The organism is Ideonella lacteola (assembly GCF_038066555.1).
GTDB lineage: Bacteria > Pseudomonadota > Gammaproteobacteria > Burkholderiales > Burkholderiaceae_C > Ideonella > Ideonella lacteola.
Window position 1 is genome coordinate 46257 of sequence record NZ_JBBUTG010000021.1, and the last position, 16713, is coordinate 62969.

A 16713-nucleotide genomic window follows, 5' to 3' on the forward strand; every position below is an offset into this window, starting at 1 on the left:
CGCCCTAAGCGTTACGGGCCACCAGATCGAGGATGGCGTAGGCCGCCTCGATGCGCGCGGGGATCGGGTAGCTCTTGTTGGCCAGCATCACCAGGCCCAGCTTCCGCGCCGGCACGAACACGGCATACGCACCGAAGCCACCGGTGGAGCCGGTCTTGTCGAAGAGGCGTGCTGCACCGTCGCCTGGGGCCGCCACCCCTGGCACCGGCGTCACGGGCTGAGGATCGAAGATCACTTGCGCCGAATTGCCGGCCAGCAACGCCTCGCGTGAGACTGGATACGAAAACTGCTCCCATCCGAGGCCTTGCACCATGCTTCCCACCTTGAACCGGCCGATGTGGGTGAGGCGCAGTGCGTCACCGAGCGAACGGTCGAGCCCGGTCGGATCCATGTGGGCGCGCAGCCATCGCAGCATGTCTGGCGCGGTCGATTTGATGCCGTAAGTCTCCGCATCCAAGGGGCCTGGGCTCACACGCACGGGGCGCCCGTCGCGGTAGCCCCAAGCGTAGTGCGCCAACTCGGCCGCTGGCACCGAGAGATAGGTATGGCGCAGGCCCAGCGGTTGCAGCAGCCGGGTCTCGATCAGGCGGTCGAACCGTTCTCGCATCGCCGTGGCCGTCGCCAACCCCAACAAGCCCAGGCTGGGGTTGGAGTACTGGCGCACCGCCCCCGGCTGGGCGCCGGGTTTCCAGGTCTGGAAGTAGCGAAGCACGCCTGCCTCGCCGGCCACGGTGTCCGGAAACTGCAGCGGCAAACCACCGGCGGTGTAGGTGGCCAGGTGCAGCAGCGTGGCCCGGTCGATCGCCCGCCCTTTCAAGGCGGCCAGGTAGTGGCTCGGGTGGGCCGCCAACGACAGCTGCCCCGTCACCTGCCCCCAGGCCGCCAGCGCCGCGGTGAAGGTCTTGCTGATCGAGCCGATCTCGAAGATCGTGGCCTCGGTGACGGGCGTGTCACTCTCTCGCGACGCCACGCCGTAGGTGAAGACGTGGTCATGCCCGCCCACCACCAGCCCCACCGCCATGCCGGGTATGCCATGCTGCGACATGAGCGGACGGATCGTCTGATCGACGAGGCCACGAAGCTCTTCCTTGTCTGACGCCGCGCTGGCAGCGCAAGGCGCCAGCGCAGCCAGAAGCAGCGCGCGTCGCCGGATGCTGAAGCTGTCGGGCGCCGAACGGTGGGGCGAATGGTGGGGTGAATGGTGCAGTGAACGGTGGGACAACGTGCGTACAGGAGTCTTCATGGTCCAGTTGGAAAGTGTCGGTGTGCTCCGGTCAACGGGTCACCGCCATGTTGGGCACATTCTGACGCCCCCACCTTCCACACGGCCCAGCGTTCAGAAGTCGTGCCGCATGCCCGTCCCCAGGGCCTGAACACGCACCTTGTCACGGCTTGAATCAACGCCGTCGTTGTCGATGAAGACTTGCCACTGTGTCCGTTGGGACAGGCGATAGATGTATGCCAGTTGCTGCCGCCTGCGAATCCCGGTCAGCGATGACTGGACGTCTCTTTGCATCAGGTTGAACACCACGGAGTGGGGGCCGTGGATGAACTCTGCGCCGCCCAGCCAGTAATCCACTGATCGCCGGCGCGTGCCGTCGCTGTGGAATCGGTCGACACCCCCCATCGCATACGGCACCACGGCGCCAAGCGCGTAGCGCACCCCGATTTGCCACTTGTCGTCGAACTCGTTCGGGCGCAAACCACCCGCCCGATCGTCCTTGCCGTATCCCGCGGCGGCGGTCAGCGGGCCGCTTCGATACAGCAGCCCCAGGTCAATCGAGCGGGCCGATTGTTCTGGGTCGTCGGCGGTACCCGCACCGCGCAAGTAGGCCCGGCCCATCCATTCGAGTTGGGCCCACGGGCCGCTGCGAAAACCGATGGCATTGGAGACACGGTTGCGAGCATTGAGGATCGAGGTGCCGATGGCCGTGGCGCCCGCATCGTTTGGCGCAAAGCTCACAATCGCCGTGACCTGGGAGTACAGCGGCGACCCAGTCGGGTTGGCCGAATCAAGCCGCCCGATCGCCAGCGTTCCGACCGAATGGCGAAGTCCCACGTAGCTGTGCCGATAGAGCGGATCGGCGACACCTCCCGTGTCTGCCTCCAGCCCCATTTCCAGCCCGAAGAGCGCCGACAGGTCGCCCCCCAGAGCCTCACTGCCCCGGAAACCCAGGCGTGACGCGTTGTCGCGCAACTCGTGGATTCGATCCGAAGCGGACTCGATTCGGTTGGCCGACAAGCGCAGCTGTCCGTAGACCTGGACATCCTGCGCATGCACGGCCATGGCGGGTGCCACCTGGGCCATGGCCAGCCACAAGAACCGAGTCTTCAGCGCGTGGGGCATCGAGAGCGTTTGCATGGGTCTTCTCCTCGTCAGGCTTCGTCAAGCCGGGTTGCACAGGCGTGCGCAGGGCTGCGACGCGCGGGCTGCGGGCGCGGCCGTCGAAACCAGTTGAATGGGTGGAGCGGTCGGGGCGGGGGGAAGTCAGCCCAGCGCCGGGCCGACACGCGGCCCGTCGGGCCACTCCTCGAGCCACAGGCCGACGCAAGCCTTCAGATCGCCCACCAGGCGATCGAAGCCGGAATGGCGCTCGAAGCACCGCTCGTCCATGTACAGATCGCGCCTCAACTCGATCTGGACGCTGTAGCGCCCCCTGCGAGGGCAGCCATGCCGGCGAAGGATCTCTTCGCCGCGATACGGGTCGTTGAACTGCACCCGATAGCCCCTTTCGCGCAGCGCCGAGGCCATCCACCCCAACACTGGCGCACCGGCGGTCTGCCCGTCGCGATCACTGAGGACGATGTCGGGCCGCGGTCGTCCGCAGTCTTCGTTCATCGCATTGCCCACCGACTTCATCGAGTGGCAATTGATGTGCAGCACCGCATCATGGTGTGGGCGCGCCGCGTCGATCAGCGCCGCCAATTGGTGGTGGTACGGGTCGTAGAAACGCTCGATGCGCCGCGCCACGTCGGTTACCGCCAACGGTTCGCGGTAGACCGGCACCCCCGGCAGCGCCAGCCTGCGCAGCAGACCGAATCCACGCCGGGAGCGATCGCTCGGGTGCAAGGACACGGGCCACGGCTGTGCCAGCAGAGCCGGGTCGATGTCGTCGCGGGCACGATTCGCATCGATGTAAGAGCGATGGAACCTCGCCGTCAGCAAGGGTGCCCGCCCCTGCAGCGCCGCAGCCCAGATCTCGTCGACCCAGGCGTCGCAGCTGGTTCGCAGGGCCTCAGTTGGCGCGATCGTGGGCACGTCCGCCGGCCAGTGGGGCCAGCTGTGCGGCGAATCGAACACCAAAGGCGAATCGGCTTGCGCCTCGCCAGCGATCACATCGAAGGGTGCGTCGGACTTCAGGCTCATCGGTGCCACCGGCCTCAGTCGATCGACAGCTTGCGCTGCTGGATGATGCCCTTCCACTGCTGAGACTCCTGCTCGATCATCCGCCCCAAGGTGGCGCCGTTGGCGGTCGCCGGCTCGCTGCCTTCGGCCTGCAGCACCTCACGCAGCTTGGGGGTTTCCATCGCTTGCACCACGTCGGCATACACCTTGTCGATCACGGCTGCGGGCGTCCCTGCGGGCGCGAACAGGCCGTACCACGCCACGTACTCGAACCCGGGCAGCGTCTCACCCACGGTGGGCACTTGTGGCAGCACGGCTGCGCGCTTGGAGCTGCCCACCGCGAGGGCGAGCAGTCGCCCGCTGCGCACATGCGGCAGGATGCTCGGCACGGCCATGAAGGCCACCTGCACCTGGTTGCCGACCAAGTCGACCACCGCTGGGGCCGCGCCCTTGTAGGGCACGTTGACCATGTCGCCGCCGTTGAGCGACAGCAGATACTCCATCGCCAGATGGTTGGGTGCGCCCCGGCCGCTGGAGGCGTAGTAAACAGTGCCTGGCTTGGCGCGGACGAGACTCAACAGGTCCTTCAGCGTCTTGGTGCCGAGCGCCGGGTTGGCCACCAGCACGGTGGGCAAGGTCGCGAGGCGAACAACCGGCACGAAGTCGCGCTGCACGTCGTAAGGTAACTTCGCCGTGGTGAGCGGTGTCGTCACCATCGTCGACGCAGCACCGAAGAGCAAGGTATAGCCATCGGCCGGTGCGGCGGCTGCTGCCTGTGGGCCCACCGTGAGGCCGGGCCGGTTCTCGACCAGCACCTGCTGGCCCCACTTCGCCGACAACGCGGCGGCCAGCGGGCGCATCACCGCATCGGCGGCGGCTCCTGGCGAGAACGGCACGATGACCTTCACGGGCTTGTCGGGATAGGCCGCTTGCACAGTTCCGATCAACAGCCCCATCGATACAGCAAGAAGGTGACGTGGCAACATGTCAAGGCAAGGTTCGTTGAGCTGCGCGCATTGTTGGGTGGGCCAGCTTTCGACACCAAGCGCTTTCACTTGACGCATAGCCCCATACACCCACCACATCCGAACCATGGAGTTCCGGCAACTCGAAGTCTTTCGCGCGGTGATGGACTGCGGCTCGGCCAGCGCCGCCGCCAAGCTGCTGGGTCTGTCACAGCCGGCGGTCAGCCGCCAGATCAGCCAGATGGAGCGTGAGTTGGGGCTGGAGCTTTTCGTCCGTGGCGCTGGCAAGCTCAAGCCGACGGCCGACGCAGCCGCTCTGTACGATGAAGCGACCTACGCCTTTGCCGGGCTCGAGCGGGTGCTCAACGTGGCGCGGCGCATGCGTGGAAGGGATTCGGGCGTGCTGCGCATGGCAGCGCCGTTCTCCTTCGGCGAGGCCTTGTTGCCACGGGTGGTGTCGATGTTGGCGCAAGAGCATCCCCGCCTCCGCTACGAGCTGGAGCTGGCCGGTTACGACGCCATCACGGCGATGGTGGCAGAGCGGCGCGTGGATGTGGCGGTGCTGAAGCAGCCTCTGACGAACCCCGCCGTCGCCGCCCTGCCGCTGGTGGAGTGCGGCACCGTCTGCGTGCTGCCACCGTCTCACCCGCTCGCGCGCAAAGCGAGCGTGACCATCGATGCCCTCAGCCGTGAGCCACTCGTGCTGCTCGGCCGAGAAACCACCTGGCGCAGCGACCTTCACGCGCAATTGCGCAAAGCACCGCGGGCGGCCCAGGTGCGCATCGAGACGCACTCTGCCACGTCGGCCTGCAGCTTCGTCGCACAGGGCCTGGGCGTGTCGGTACTGCCGGCGCTGCTGGCCGCCCAGTTCATCCACCGCGGTGTGAGGCTGCGGCCCCTGCAGGTGCCAATCTCGCACCGCTTTGTCGTGGCATGTGCCACCTCGCTGAGTCAGTCACCCATGGTGGAGCACTTCGCGCGTGCGGCACGATCGGTGGCTCACGAGCTCCTCGCCGAGGTGGCGGCGCCGTAGCGCTGCGGCTGTGCGATCAGCCGCCATCAGGTTAAAGATCGACGCCACCCCATTGATGCGTCACGGCAAGACGGAGGGCAACACCAGCGTCACCGCCAGCCCACCACCCTCGCGGTTGGCCAGGGCGATGCGGCCCCCATGGGCCTCGGCGATCTCGCGGGCCAGCGCCAAGCCCAGGCCGGTGCCGCTGCGCTTGGTCGAATAGAAAGGCAGCAGCGCTTGGGCCAACACGGTGGCGCTCATGCCGCGGCCTCGGTCGCAGACCAAGAAGCGCAGCTCGCTCTCGTGTTGCCGGATGCTCAGGCAGACGCTCTCTTCGGCGCTGCCGGATTCGTGGGCATTCTTCAGCAGGTTGATGAGCGCCTGCTCCACCTGGCCCGCATCGAAGCGGGCCGGCGCGGTGGGCATGTCGCCCTCAAGTCGGAAGCGGCTGTGGCCCGCCAGGCGCGCGAGGAAGCCGGCCCATTCGACCGGCTCAAGACGAGGCTGCGGCAGCTTGGCGAACTGCGCGTAGCCCGAGAGAAAGCCGTGAAGATGGGCTGCGCGGCCACCGATGCTCTCGAAGACTTGCGGCAGCTTCTCGGCCTGCCCGCGCCGGGCCAGTTCGGCCCCGGTGTGGGCGAGCGACGAAATGGGGGCCAGCGAGTTGTTCAACTCATGGCTGATGACGCGGATCACCCGCTTCCAGCTCGCCACCTCTTCGCGGGCCAGCTCCCGCGTCATGCGGCGCAGCAACAGCAGACGGTGCGGTATGCCCTGCATCAGCAAAGGCCGTTGCGACAGGTGGAAGTGCTCTTCCTGGCCGCTGGCGTCGGCGATGGAGAACAGCTGGTCCTGACGGCTCGATACGGCTTGGCGCAGGTCGGGCGGCGCGTCGGCGAGCAAGCTCTGCAGCGAGCTGCCGACCAAGCCTCGCCCCTTGGCCAGCAGCTGACGCGCGTGAAGGTTGGCGTAGACCACGACATCGGCCGCGTCGCACAGCAGCAAGGCCAGCGGCGTGTTCTGCACGACCGTGTCCAGCAACAGCTCACGCTGCGCCAGCTGCTGGCGTTGCTCGCGAAGCGCGTGGCCCAGCTCGCTGTGCAGGCGCAGCAGCTCACCCAGCTCTCCCTCGCCCTGGGCGCGGATGGACATGCTGAAGTCGCCGTCGCGGTAGCTGAGCACGGCGCCCTGCAAGGCACGCAGCAGCCGATTCAGTGGTGCCATCGCCCAGGCCGCCAGCGCGGCCACAAAGGGCAACAGCAGCAACAGCGTCCAGCCCAAGGCGGCCAGGCTGGCCGGTGCCGGCGCTTCAAGCTGCCAGCCGAGCCTCTGGTGCAACACCGCCAGCACCGGCGGCAGCGGCCAGACGACCAGCGCCGTGTGCAACAGCACGGCCCACAGCACCACGCCGATCAGCAGCAGCACCAGGCGCAGGTACAGCCCATGGGCCTTGCCGCGCGCGGCCACGCGCTTCAATGGGCGACTGGCGGCGCCGGCGCCGCTTCCGTGGCCAGTCCGTAGCGCTCCATGCGGCGATACAGCGCCTGGCGTGACAGGCCCAGCGCCTGCGCCGCACGGCTCACCACGCCATTCGCGTCGGCCAGCGCCGCCAGCAGCGCCTCGCGACTCGGCTCGTTCAGATCGCGTGTCCCGCCGGCCTTGGAAGGGGCCTCGATCTGCAGGTGGGCGGGCAGGATGGGCCCACCGCCGGCCAGCAGCGCGGCGCGCGCCATCACGTTTTTCAGCTCGCGCACGTTGCCTGGCCAGGTGTGTGCCAGCAGCGCGTCCCGCGCGCCCTCGCTCAACCGGCCCGCCTGCGGCCCGAGGAAATGCAGCGCCAAGGGCAGCACATCGTCGCGCCGGTGGATCAGCGCCGGCACGCGCAGCTCAAAGACGTTGAGCCGGTAGTACAGGTCTTCGCGGAACGTACCTGCCGCCACCATGGCCCGCAGGTCGGCGTTGGTGGCACTCACCACGCGCACCTTGGCCTCGCGCGTTTTGCTCGACCCCAACCGCTCGAATCGGCCCGTTTCCAGCACGCGCAGCAGCTTGACCTGGCCGGCCAGCGGCAGGTTGCCGATCTCGTCGAGAAAAAGCATGCCGCCATCGGCCGCCTCGAAGCGGCCTTCACGCGCCTTGTGCGCACCGGTGTAGGCCCCGCTGTCCGCGCCGAACAGCTCGGCCTCGATCAACTCGGCTGGCAACGCGCCGCAGTTCAGCGCCACGAAAGCGCCCGAGCGACGCGCTGAATTGGCATGCAGCAGCGTCGCCACATGCTCTTTGCCGCAACCGTTGGGGCCGGTCACCAGCACCGGCAGCTCGGTGCGGGCCACCTGCGCGGCCAACTCCAGCATCGAGAGCATCGCTTCGCTTTGGAACACCAGCCCATCGAGATCGATTCGCTGCGCCAGCGCCTGGCGCCGGCCTTGCCGCTCGTGACGCGTGCGCTGCAGCTCGCGATTCGACTCACCCAGCTCAAGCAGGTTCTGCACCGTGGCGAGCAACTTGGCGTCGTCCCACGGCTTGGCCAGGTAGTCGGCCGCGCCGGCCTTCACCAGCTCGACCGCGCTTTCCAGGCGCGTCCACGCCGTCAGCAAGATCACTGGCAGGTCGGGGTTGCGGCGGCGCAGCTCGCGAAAGAGCGCCACCCCCTCTTCGCCCGAGGTGGTGTCGGCGCTGAAGTTCATGTCCTGGATCACCAGGTCGATGGACTCTCGCGCCACCAAGGCCAAGCCCTCGGCCGGCGTGGTGGCCTGCAGGGCACGAATATCGCGCAGCGACAGCAGCAGGCTCAGCGCCTCGCCGACACCGGGGTTGTCGTCAATGATGAGGACGGTGTGCATCAGGCGCGCAGCATAGCGTCGAACACTGCACCAGGGCGTGTTCACACCACGGAGCCCCGAAGCGTTGCCACCAGAACCGGTCGAGCGCAAGGCGTAAAACGAAGCCGGGGTGCGGCCCCGGCGAGGCTTTGCAACGCCGCGGGCGGCTGGTTCCGGTGGCAACCCTTCGGGAACGGGCCGTCCAGGGCGCCTTGCCCTGCATCCCTGGACAACCCGTTCGCACGGGGCTGCGTAGAGTGAACACGCCCTAGCTTCGAAGCGCCGCCACCGGGGGCAGCGCGGCCGCCCGCCGGGCCGGCGCGAGCACGGCCAATTGGCCGAGGCACCACAGCGCGAGCGCGCCGATGGGCAGGTAGTACCAGGGCAAGCGGGGCATCTCGTAGCTCGTCATCAGCACCACGCTGAGGCCGAACGCACCCGCCATGCCGACGGCGATGCCCACGGTGGACAGCAAGAAGTTCTCGAGCTGGAAATAGCGCTGGATCTGCCCCTTCGTTGCGCCCAGCGCGCGCCGCGTGCCGATCATGCGGGTGCGCTGCTGCACCCAGAAACTCGCCAGGCCCACGATGCCGAACGCGGTGACCACCATCAGCGCCGCGATCACGCCGCCCATCAGCCAGACCATCGCCCGGTCCTGCGCATAGTGGGTGTCGCGCATCTCGCTGAGTGTCTTGGCGCTGTTGACGATGCGCGACGGGTCGTTGCGCTCGATGGCGGCCACGGCGGCCTTCATCACCGCGTCGCGCTGCGCAGGCTCCGCTCGGATGAGGTACTGGCCACCGCGAAACGTGCCCCGGATCGGCAGCACCATGGCGTAGTTCCGGTTCTCAGCGCCGACTCGGTTGGGATAGGGATGCGTCAAGCGCTCGACCACGCCGATCACTGTCGACGGCGTTTCGGTGAAGCCGTACAGCGACTGGCCCACGGCCGCTTCACCAGGAAAGAGCTTCTCCGCCAGCTCACGGCTGATGAGCACCTGGCCGATGGTGGGGTCGGACTGCTTGTCGAACTCGGTGCCCGACAGGTACTCCTCGGTCTTGAAGTCACGCCCGGCGACAAGCTTGAGGCCCATCGTGTCCAGGGCTTGATCGCTCACGATGTACAGCGAGGTCGAATGGCGCGGGCTGTTCTTGTCGGCCGGCCGCCGCACCGAGGTGTTGTTGCTGTTGTGGCCGTAGATCACCTGGTTGACCAGCGTGGCGCTCTTCACGCCCGGCAGCTGGCGTATGGCGTTCAGGTCACGCGTGGTCAATTCATCCGCATCGGCGTTGCCGCCGGTGCCGCGGACTTCGATCACCACCAGCTCGGCCTCGGGCAGGCCGCTGTCATGGCTCAGCGTGTCGACACGTTGGCTGATCAGGTGCAAGGCATTGCAGACAATCGCACTGGTCAGTGCAATCTCCAGCACGATCAGGGTCGCGGCGGTCTTGTGACGGCGCAGCGTCGAGAGGATAGGCAGGATGTCCATGGGTGCGGGCTCCGCGGTTATTGCGTCTTCAGTTGGCGCGCCGGCGTCACGTGCGCTGCATGCCAGGCCGGCAGCAGACCGGCGATCAGGCTGGAGGCCAGGGCCAGAACGAGCGTGAGCGAAAGCATCGGCCAGTCCATGCTGACGAGCGAGGCGTACTGCGCCGGGCTGTGCTGCACCAGCCACAAGCCCAGCACGGCCAGCACCAGGCCCAGTGCGCCACCGGCCAGCCCGATGGTGCCGGCCTCGACGATGAACTGTGCGAAGACGTCGCGGCGCGTCGCGCCCAGCGCCCGCCTCACGCCAATCTCGCCCGAACGGCGCAGACACTTCGCCAGCAGCAGCCCCACGGTGTTCGTGAGGCACACCAGCAAGAAGCCGAATGCCAACCACACCTGCAGCCGCACATCGCTAGGCAGCGCCTTCTGGAAGCTCAGCCAGTCGACCACGTTGCGCAGCCGCACGTTGGGCGGCCGCTCGAAGCGGCCGGCACGACGCTGCTCTTCGGAGTACTGGATCAGGTAGTCGCGGAAGGCCGGCGCCTGGTCGGGTGACTCCAGCTCGACCCAGTACTGCACCCACGCGCACGGCGCGTTCAGATCACGCGGGCTCTGGCCGTTGTTGTTGCCCCAGCAGTCCAGGGTGCCCGACGTGCCGAACTTCAACCCCATCGCGGTCGAGAAGGGCAGCAAGACCTGCTCGTACTCGGTCATGCCCATGGTCATGTCGTAGAAGTGCGGCACCGGCTTCCAGGGCTTCATCACGCCAACGATGCGGAAGGCCTCGCTGCGGATCCGGATCTCGCGGCCGACGCTGTTCTCGCCGCCGAACAGCTTGTTGTTCATGTCGTCGGTGATCACCGCCACGCGGGCCCGGTTGGCATCGGCATCGGCATCCCAACCGCTGCCGTACAGGAACGGCACGTCGAACATGGCGAAGAAGTCGGTTGTGGCGTACCGCGCGACGGAAAAGAAGGGCTTGATCGTCGGCGATTCGGGTTGCACTGGTACGTTGGCGCCGCTCATCATCACCTGGCGTTTGGCGTGCCGAGCACGCAGCAAGGCCTCGGCGTCGAAGCGGGTCAGCTGAAACATCGGCTCCTGCCCTGGCTCGTAGCCGATCATGTTGCCTGCATCGATCTGCACGTTGAAGAGCCGATCGCTCTTGTGCGGTATCGGGTCGCCGGAGAGCACCTTGTAGACGGTCAGCGTGGTCATGCAGGCGCCGATGCCCAGGCCCAGGGCCACGATCATCAGCAAACTCAAGGCACGCGCCGATTTGAAGCTGCGCAGCGCGAGATCAAAGTAGTAGGCCAGCATCAGTGGTCTCCGAGCAATTGGTTGACAGCAGCGAGTTCAGGCTCGCCCAAGGCTCCGGCGGCCTGCAGCAGCAACAGCCGGGCCAGCACGTAGCCGTGACGCGCCTCGTCGTGGGCGTTTTGCGCGGCGGCCTGCGTCTGGATGGCGAGCAACAGATCCGTCATCGAACGGGTGCCCAGGCCTTGGCCAGCCCGGGTGGAGGCCAACGCCTGGTCGGCGGCCGCCACGGCAGCGCGGCTGCTGTCGAGCAGGAAGACGCCCGACACCACCGCGTGGTATTGAGCCTGCGTCTCGCGCACCAGGGCGCGGCGCGCGGTCTCGTAGTCGTCGCGTGCGAGATCGCGCTGATACCCGGCTTGGCGCACTTGTGACTGGGAGGCGCCCCCAGCGAACAGCGGCACCGTCAGGCGCAGCGTGAGCTGCGTGCCGCCCACACGCTGATCTTCACTGACACCCGCGCCGCTGTGGCGGGTGCTCTCCACGCCAGCGCTGAACGTGGGCCAATGCGCAGCGCGGGCGGCGCCGATGCGCTGCTCACTGGCATCGACCACGCGCGCCTGTGCCAGCAGCTGCGGATTGGTGTTCAAGGCCGCGTCCACCCAATCCTGCGCCTGGGCGGGCTGCGGCAGCGTGGCTGGCAGCGCGGCCGACAAGGGCTTCAATTCCCCGGGCGGATGGCCGGTGAGCTCGGCCAGCGCTTCGCGCGCATCGGCCAGCAGCTGCCGGGCTTGCTGGGTGGCGCCGCGGGCCAGCGCGTGATAGGCCCGGGCCTGGTCCACATCCACCTGGGCCGACAGGCCGGCTTCAAAGCGCTTTTGCGCCTGCGCGACCTGGGCGCTGAAGGCCTCCTCGTTGGCCTGTGTGGTGGCCAGCGCGGCCTGCGCCGACAGCACGCCGAAGTAGGCGGTGGCCACGCGGGCGCACAGCGCCTGCTCGGCTGCGCGCACACGCAGGTCTTGCGCGCTTTCGAGCGCGCGCTCGGCATCCCAGGTGCGCAGGCGGCCCAGGTCGAACAGCGTCTGGCTGATGCCGCTGCCGAGGGTGCGGCTGCGGCTGCCATCCTGCTGGTCGCGCGTTTCGGTGGCGCTCAACTGCCATTGCGGCAGCAAGGCCGCACGGGCCTGGGCTGCCGCCTCGCGCTGGATGCCGAGCTGCGCGTCGGCAGCGGCCAGCACCGGGTCGGCCGCGCGGGCTTGCGCGTAGACCTGCAGCAGGTCTTCAGCGCGTGTCGCAGACCCCAGGCCCAGCGCCAGGGTGGCGATGACAAGGCGAAGGCGCATCGTCAGGTGGCCGAAGAGGCGGTGGTGGCGCGCTGCCGAAGCAAGGAGGGGTCGAGATGCAGCTCGGCCGCGATGTCGACCACCTGGCCGTCGATCACATGCACATTGCGCTGCGCGCGCGCCGCCAGCTGCGGGTCGTGCGTGACCATCACGATCGTCGCTCCTTCGAGGTGAAGCTCTTCGAGCAAGTCCATCACGCCACGCGCCATCTGGCTGTCGAGGTTGCCCGTAGGCTCGTCGGCCAACAGCAGCTTCGGGCTGCCAGCCAGCGCACGGGCAATCGCCACACGCTGCTGCTGCCCACCCGAAAGTTCGTTCGGGTAGTGCCGGCCGCGTGCCGACAGGCCCACCCGGGCGAGCGCGTCGGCAGCGCGCTGTCGGCGCTCGGCGCCAGACATCCCGCGGTAGCGCAGTGGCACCTCGATGTTGTCCAGCACATTCAGGTCGGGGATCAGGTTGAAGGCCTGGAAGATGAAGCCGATCTTCTGGTTGCGGATGCGCGATCGCTCGTCGTCGGCCATGTGGCTGACATCCACGCCATCGAGCAGGTAGGTGCCCCCCGAGAACGCCTCGAGCAGGCCGGCGATGGTGAGGAACGTGGTCTTGCCCGAGCCGGAGGGGCCGGTGACGGCCACGAACTCGCCCTGGCGCACTTCGAGCTCGAAATGGCGCAGCGCATAGGTCTCGACCATCTCGGTGCGATAGACCTTGGACAAGGACTGCATCTTCAGCATGGCGGTCATGGGTTTCTCCATCTGTATCGGAAATGCGGGGTGTCAGGGACTGACGGTGATGCGCTCGGCGCCGCGGAAGTTGTCGGCACCGGAGGTCACGACGCGGTCGCCGGGCTGCAGGCCTTCGAGCACCTCGACCTGGCTGAGGCTCTGCGCACCGAGGCGAACCGGTCGCTTCTCTGCCACGCCGTCGCGGATGACGTAGGCCCAACGGCCGCCGCCCTCGTCCACAAAGCTGCCACGAGCCACCTTCAGCACGTTGTCTCGCTGGTCCAGAAGAACCCGCACCGACAGGCGCTGGTTCTGCCGCAGCTGCTCGGGCAGAGCGCCATCAAACCGCAGGCGGGCAGCCACCTCGCTGTTCACCACCTCGGGCGACACCGAGCTGACCACGCCCTTCCAGCGCTGGCCGTTGCCACTGATCTCGCCGGGCATGCCCGGCTGCAACTCGCGGGCAAAGCTCTCGGCCACCTGCATCTGCACTTCGAGTTGCGACAGGTCGACCACCGTCAGCAGCTTGGCATCTTTGGCCACGCTCATCTGATCGCTGACAAAGAGCTGGCCCACCTGCCCGTCGATCGGCGAGCGCACGGTGAGTTCGTCGGCCTGGCGCTCGATGTCTTTCACGAGCAGGTGCTGGCGCTCAAAGGCCTGGCGCTTGGCCTGCAGTTCGAAGCGCGTGGCGTCGTCCTTCAGATTCAGCATCTCTTGGGCCTGCTTGAGCGACACGGCGGCGCGGTCGACCGCGTCCTTCGCCTGATCCACCTGAGCTCGGGCGGTGGCGCCCGCCTCGAAGGCCTGGGTCTGCCGCGCCAGCTCGTTCTGCGCCGTCTTGTAGGCGATGGCCGAGATGTCGAGCTGGCCCTGCGCGAGGGCGCGCTGCTGGCGCGCATCGGCTTCGGCGCGCAGCGCTTCGCTTTGCAGCGCATCGGCGTTCGAGCGCTCTTGCGCCAACCGCGCAGAAAGCTCGGGGCTGGCAATCCGCGCCAAGGGCTGGCCACGCTTGACCCGTTCACCGGCCTTGACGGCCACCGACACCGCGCCCGCACTGCCGGCATAGAGCGTGGGGCTCACGGCGGCGACCACCTTGCCCTCACCCGCCACGTCGCGCACCAGGGCCCCCCGCTCCACCGTGGCGACAGCCAGGCGGGCCAGGCTGATCGAATCGGTGGTCGACAAGCTCCGCGACAGCGCGGGCCATGTCCACACCAACAGGCCGGCCACTCCCATCGCGCCGACAGCGCCCGCGGCCAGCGTGCGACGGCGCCTCGACGGATCTGGCGTCAGAACGCGGTCTTGCACTGAAGTGTCTCGAATCATGATGTCCGGCAGGCTGTCGACTCTCTCGATGCCCTCTACTTTGCAAGCGGCGTACCAAGCGGCCGCCACGTCGATTTGCCATGAAAATCAACCACTTATGCCAACGCAGGCAGCGCACGGGACTGTCCGCGGACACTGGGTCGGACAGTCCGGGCGGACAGTCAGACCGGACAGCCATGCCGGGCACCTGACTTGCAGGCCGCGGTGCGGTGGGGAACAGACGCCGGGTGGCGGCCCCTGCAGACTGATCCAGGTCAATCGGCACCGCGACCTGTCGCGCACACTGTCCGCAAAGGATGGAGACATGAGAATCAAGGTTCTGGGGCCGGGCTGCAGCAAGTGCCACAGCACGGTCGGCTTCATCGAACGCGCCGCCCGAGAGGCCCGCATCGAGGTGGAGATCATCAAGGTCGAGCAGCCAGACGAGATCAAGGCCCACGGCGTGCACGCCACGCCGGCCGTCGTCATCGAAGGGCAAGTGGTTCACAGCGGCGGCGTGCCCTCGCATGACGAGGTGATGACCTGGTTCAAGCCCCTCCTCGCCGGCATCCTTGGCCACCCCACACGGCACCTCTTCTTCACGGGCAAGGGTGGTGTGGGCAAGACGTCGCTGTCCGCGGCCACGGCGCTCGCGCTGGCGGACGCTGGCAGGAGGGTGCTGCTCGTCAGCACCGATGCCGCGTCCAATCTGGACGAGATGCTCGGCGTCGAACTGCGCAACACGCCAGTCCCCGTACCCGGCGCCACCCGACTGTCGGTGCTCAACATCGACCCGGACAACGCGGCGGAGTCGTATCGGCAGCGCGTGCTGGCTCAGATGGGCACGGTGGCGACGGCACAAGAGCTGTCGACCGTCCGTGAGCAGCTCTCGGGCGCCTGCACCACCGAGATCGCCTCTTTCGACGAGTTTTCTTCGCTGCTGGCCGACGGCGCCCAGGCCTGGGACCACATCGTCTTCGACACCGCACCCACCGGGCACACGTTGCGGCTGCTCAGCCTGCCCAAGGCCTGGACCGGCTTCCTCGACGGCAACGACCGCGGCGCGTCGTGCCTCGGGCCTCACTCGGGCTTGAAGATGCAGGAGGCCCGTTTCAAGGCGGCCCTCGACGCCCTGAGCGACCCCGGGAAGACCACCGTCGTCCTGGTCACCCGGCCCGACCATGGCGCGATCGCGGAGGCGGCACGAACATCGATCGAGCTGCGCGAGTTGGGATTGAACAACCAGCGTCTGGCGATCAATGGGGTGTTCCATGCCAGTGACCGCAGCGATGAGGTGGCGTGCGCCATCGAGCAGCTGGGCCAGCAGGCGCTCGATGCCCTGCCCGCGTCGCTGCGAGAGCTGCCGCAGGACCAGGTGCCGCTGCGCGCCTTCGACACGGTCGGCCTGCCCGCCCTGCGCGCCTTGCTGGCGCCGGAGACCGCGGCCGCCGTTCCCTCCGCTGCCCCAGCGCGTGCAGCCTGCGCGCTTCCTGGCCTGGCGGCGCTGGCCGATGAGTTGGCGGCAAGCGGCCATGGCCTGATCATGGTGATGGGAAAGGGGGGTGTCGGCAAAACCACCATCGCCGCCGCGCTCGCCGTGGGTCTGGTGCAGCGCGGCCAGACTGTGCACCTGAGCACCACCGATCCGGCGGCGCACCTGGCCGGCACGCTGGAAGGCGAACTGCCCGGCCTCAAGGTGAGCCGCATCGATCCCAAGGTCGAGACGCAGCGCTACATCGACAAGATCATGGCCGCCAAGGCGCCCCAGCTCGATGCGCAGGAGCAGGCGCTGCTGCTGGAAGACCTGCAGTCACCCTGCACCGAAGAGGTCGCCGTCTTCCATGCCTTCTCGCGCATCGTCAGCGAGGGTAGAAGTGCCTTCGTGGTGCTGGACACTGCCCCCACCGGGCACTCGATGCTGCTGATGGACGCCACCGGTGCCTACCACCGGCAGATGACACGCGAATTCGAAGGCCGCGGCGCGGGGCGCGTCGTGACGCCGTTGATGCGACTGCAGGATGCGCAGTACACCAAGATCATCCTGGTCACGCTGCCCGAGGTGATACCCGTGTCACAGGCGGCCGCACTGCAGGAGGACCTGCGCCGAGCCCACATCGAGCCCCACGCCTGGGTGCTCAACAAGAGCGTGCTCGCGGCGGGAACGAGCGATCCCTTGCTTCAGGCCCGGCTGGCCGGCGAGCAAAGGCAGATCGACCGCATGTCCGCAGGCCTCGCACAGCGGCTGTACGCATTGCCCTGGCTGCTGGTGCCACCGGTCGGCCTGGGCGAGCTGTCAAAACTGGTCAGCGCACCGAAGCCGGCACCGGCCGTGGCGGCCTGAACTCATCCACGGAACCACGGATAAACCATTGGCGGCGGATGACGCTGATTGGTGTCTGAGCGCCCTCAGATCGGGCACGGCCTGGCGGCGCCCCGTTGGCTTC

At 67.8% G+C, this 16713-nt stretch carries 13 protein-coding genes; 2 read left to right on the forward strand and 11 right to left on the reverse strand.

Features of this window, described 5'->3' with window-relative positions:
* Positions 1 to 4 precede the first annotated feature (4 nt).
* The 4 genes from ampC to AACH06_RS23425 all read right to left on the reverse strand — a co-directional run bounded on the left by ampC (position 5) and on the right by AACH06_RS23425 (position 4293).
* Positions 5 to 1243 (reverse strand): class C beta-lactamase, encoded by a 1239-nt coding sequence (gene ampC, locus AACH06_RS23410; RefSeq protein WP_341428206.1) that lies wholly within the window; start codon positions 1241 to 1243, stop codon positions 5 to 7.
* A 93-nt stretch (positions 1244 to 1336) separates the two neighbouring features.
* On the reverse strand, positions 1337 to 2362 hold the full coding sequence (locus tag AACH06_RS23415; protein ID WP_341428207.1) for a porin: 1026 nt from the start codon (positions 2360 to 2362) through the stop codon (positions 1337 to 1339).
* A gap of 126 nt (positions 2363 to 2488) precedes the next feature.
* Positions 2489 to 3367, reverse strand: a complete 879-nt coding sequence (locus AACH06_RS23420) for an N-formylglutamate amidohydrolase (protein ID WP_341428208.1) — start codon at positions 3365 to 3367, stop codon at positions 2489 to 2491.
* Positions 3368 to 3381: 14 nt separating this feature from the next.
* Complete coding sequence (locus AACH06_RS23425) at positions 3382 to 4293, reverse strand: Bug family tripartite tricarboxylate transporter substrate binding protein (RefSeq protein ID WP_341428209.1); 912 nt, start codon at positions 4291 to 4293, stop codon at positions 3382 to 3384.
* A 145-nt stretch (positions 4294 to 4438) separates the two neighbouring features.
* Here AACH06_RS23425 and AACH06_RS23430 point away from each other — a divergent pair, with 145 nt between their 5' ends.
* A complete protein-coding gene (locus AACH06_RS23430) occupies positions 4439 to 5344 on the forward strand; it encodes a LysR family transcriptional regulator (RefSeq protein WP_341428210.1) in 906 nt (301 codons plus the stop codon).
* A 60-nt stretch (positions 5345 to 5404) separates the two neighbouring features.
* On the opposite strand, the gene AACH06_RS23435 is transcribed toward AACH06_RS23430, so the two are convergent.
* The 7 genes from AACH06_RS23435 to AACH06_RS23465 all read right to left on the reverse strand — a co-directional run bounded on the left by AACH06_RS23435 (position 5405) and on the right by AACH06_RS23465 (position 14290).
* Positions 5405 to 6793 (reverse strand): sensor histidine kinase, encoded by a 1389-nt coding sequence (locus AACH06_RS23435; RefSeq protein WP_341428259.1) that lies wholly within the window; start codon positions 6791 to 6793, stop codon positions 5405 to 5407.
* Between the two features lie 5 nt (positions 6794 to 6798).
* Positions 6799 to 8169, reverse strand: a complete 1371-nt coding sequence (locus AACH06_RS23440) for a sigma-54-dependent transcriptional regulator (RefSeq protein ID WP_341428211.1) — start codon at positions 8167 to 8169, stop codon at positions 6799 to 6801.
* A gap of 247 nt (positions 8170 to 8416) precedes the next feature.
* Complete coding sequence (locus tag AACH06_RS23445) at positions 8417 to 9637, reverse strand: ABC transporter permease (RefSeq protein ID WP_341428212.1); 1221 nt, start codon at positions 9635 to 9637, stop codon at positions 8417 to 8419.
* 17 nt (positions 9638 to 9654) lie between these two features.
* On the reverse strand, positions 9655 to 10956 hold the full coding sequence (locus AACH06_RS23450; protein ID WP_341428213.1) for an ABC transporter permease: 1302 nt from the start codon (positions 10954 to 10956) through the stop codon (positions 9655 to 9657).
* Positions 10956 to 12236 carry a TolC family outer membrane protein gene (locus AACH06_RS23455; protein ID WP_341428214.1) on the reverse strand — a complete coding sequence of 427 codons (1281 nt, stop codon included), beginning with the start codon at positions 12234 to 12236 and terminating at the stop codon, positions 10956 to 10958. Before AACH06_RS23455 ends, AACH06_RS23450 begins: the two co-directional genes overlap by 1 nt.
* 2 nt (positions 12237 to 12238) lie before the next feature.
* Positions 12239 to 12970 (reverse strand): ABC transporter ATP-binding protein, encoded by a 732-nt coding sequence (locus AACH06_RS23460; protein ID WP_341428260.1) that lies wholly within the window; start codon positions 12968 to 12970, stop codon positions 12239 to 12241.
* Between the two features lie 42 nt (positions 12971 to 13012).
* Positions 13013 to 14290: an efflux RND transporter periplasmic adaptor subunit gene (locus AACH06_RS23465; RefSeq protein ID WP_341428215.1), complete on the reverse strand. Its 1278-nt coding sequence runs from the start codon at positions 14288 to 14290 to the stop codon at positions 13013 to 13015.
* 304 nt (positions 14291 to 14594) lie between these two features.
* Between AACH06_RS23465 and arsA the strand changes: the two genes are divergently transcribed.
* Entirely contained in the window at positions 14595 to 16610 is a 2016-nt protein-coding gene (gene arsA / locus AACH06_RS23470) for an arsenical pump-driving ATPase (protein ID WP_341428216.1), read from the forward strand.
* Positions 16611 to 16713 lie beyond the last annotated feature (103 nt).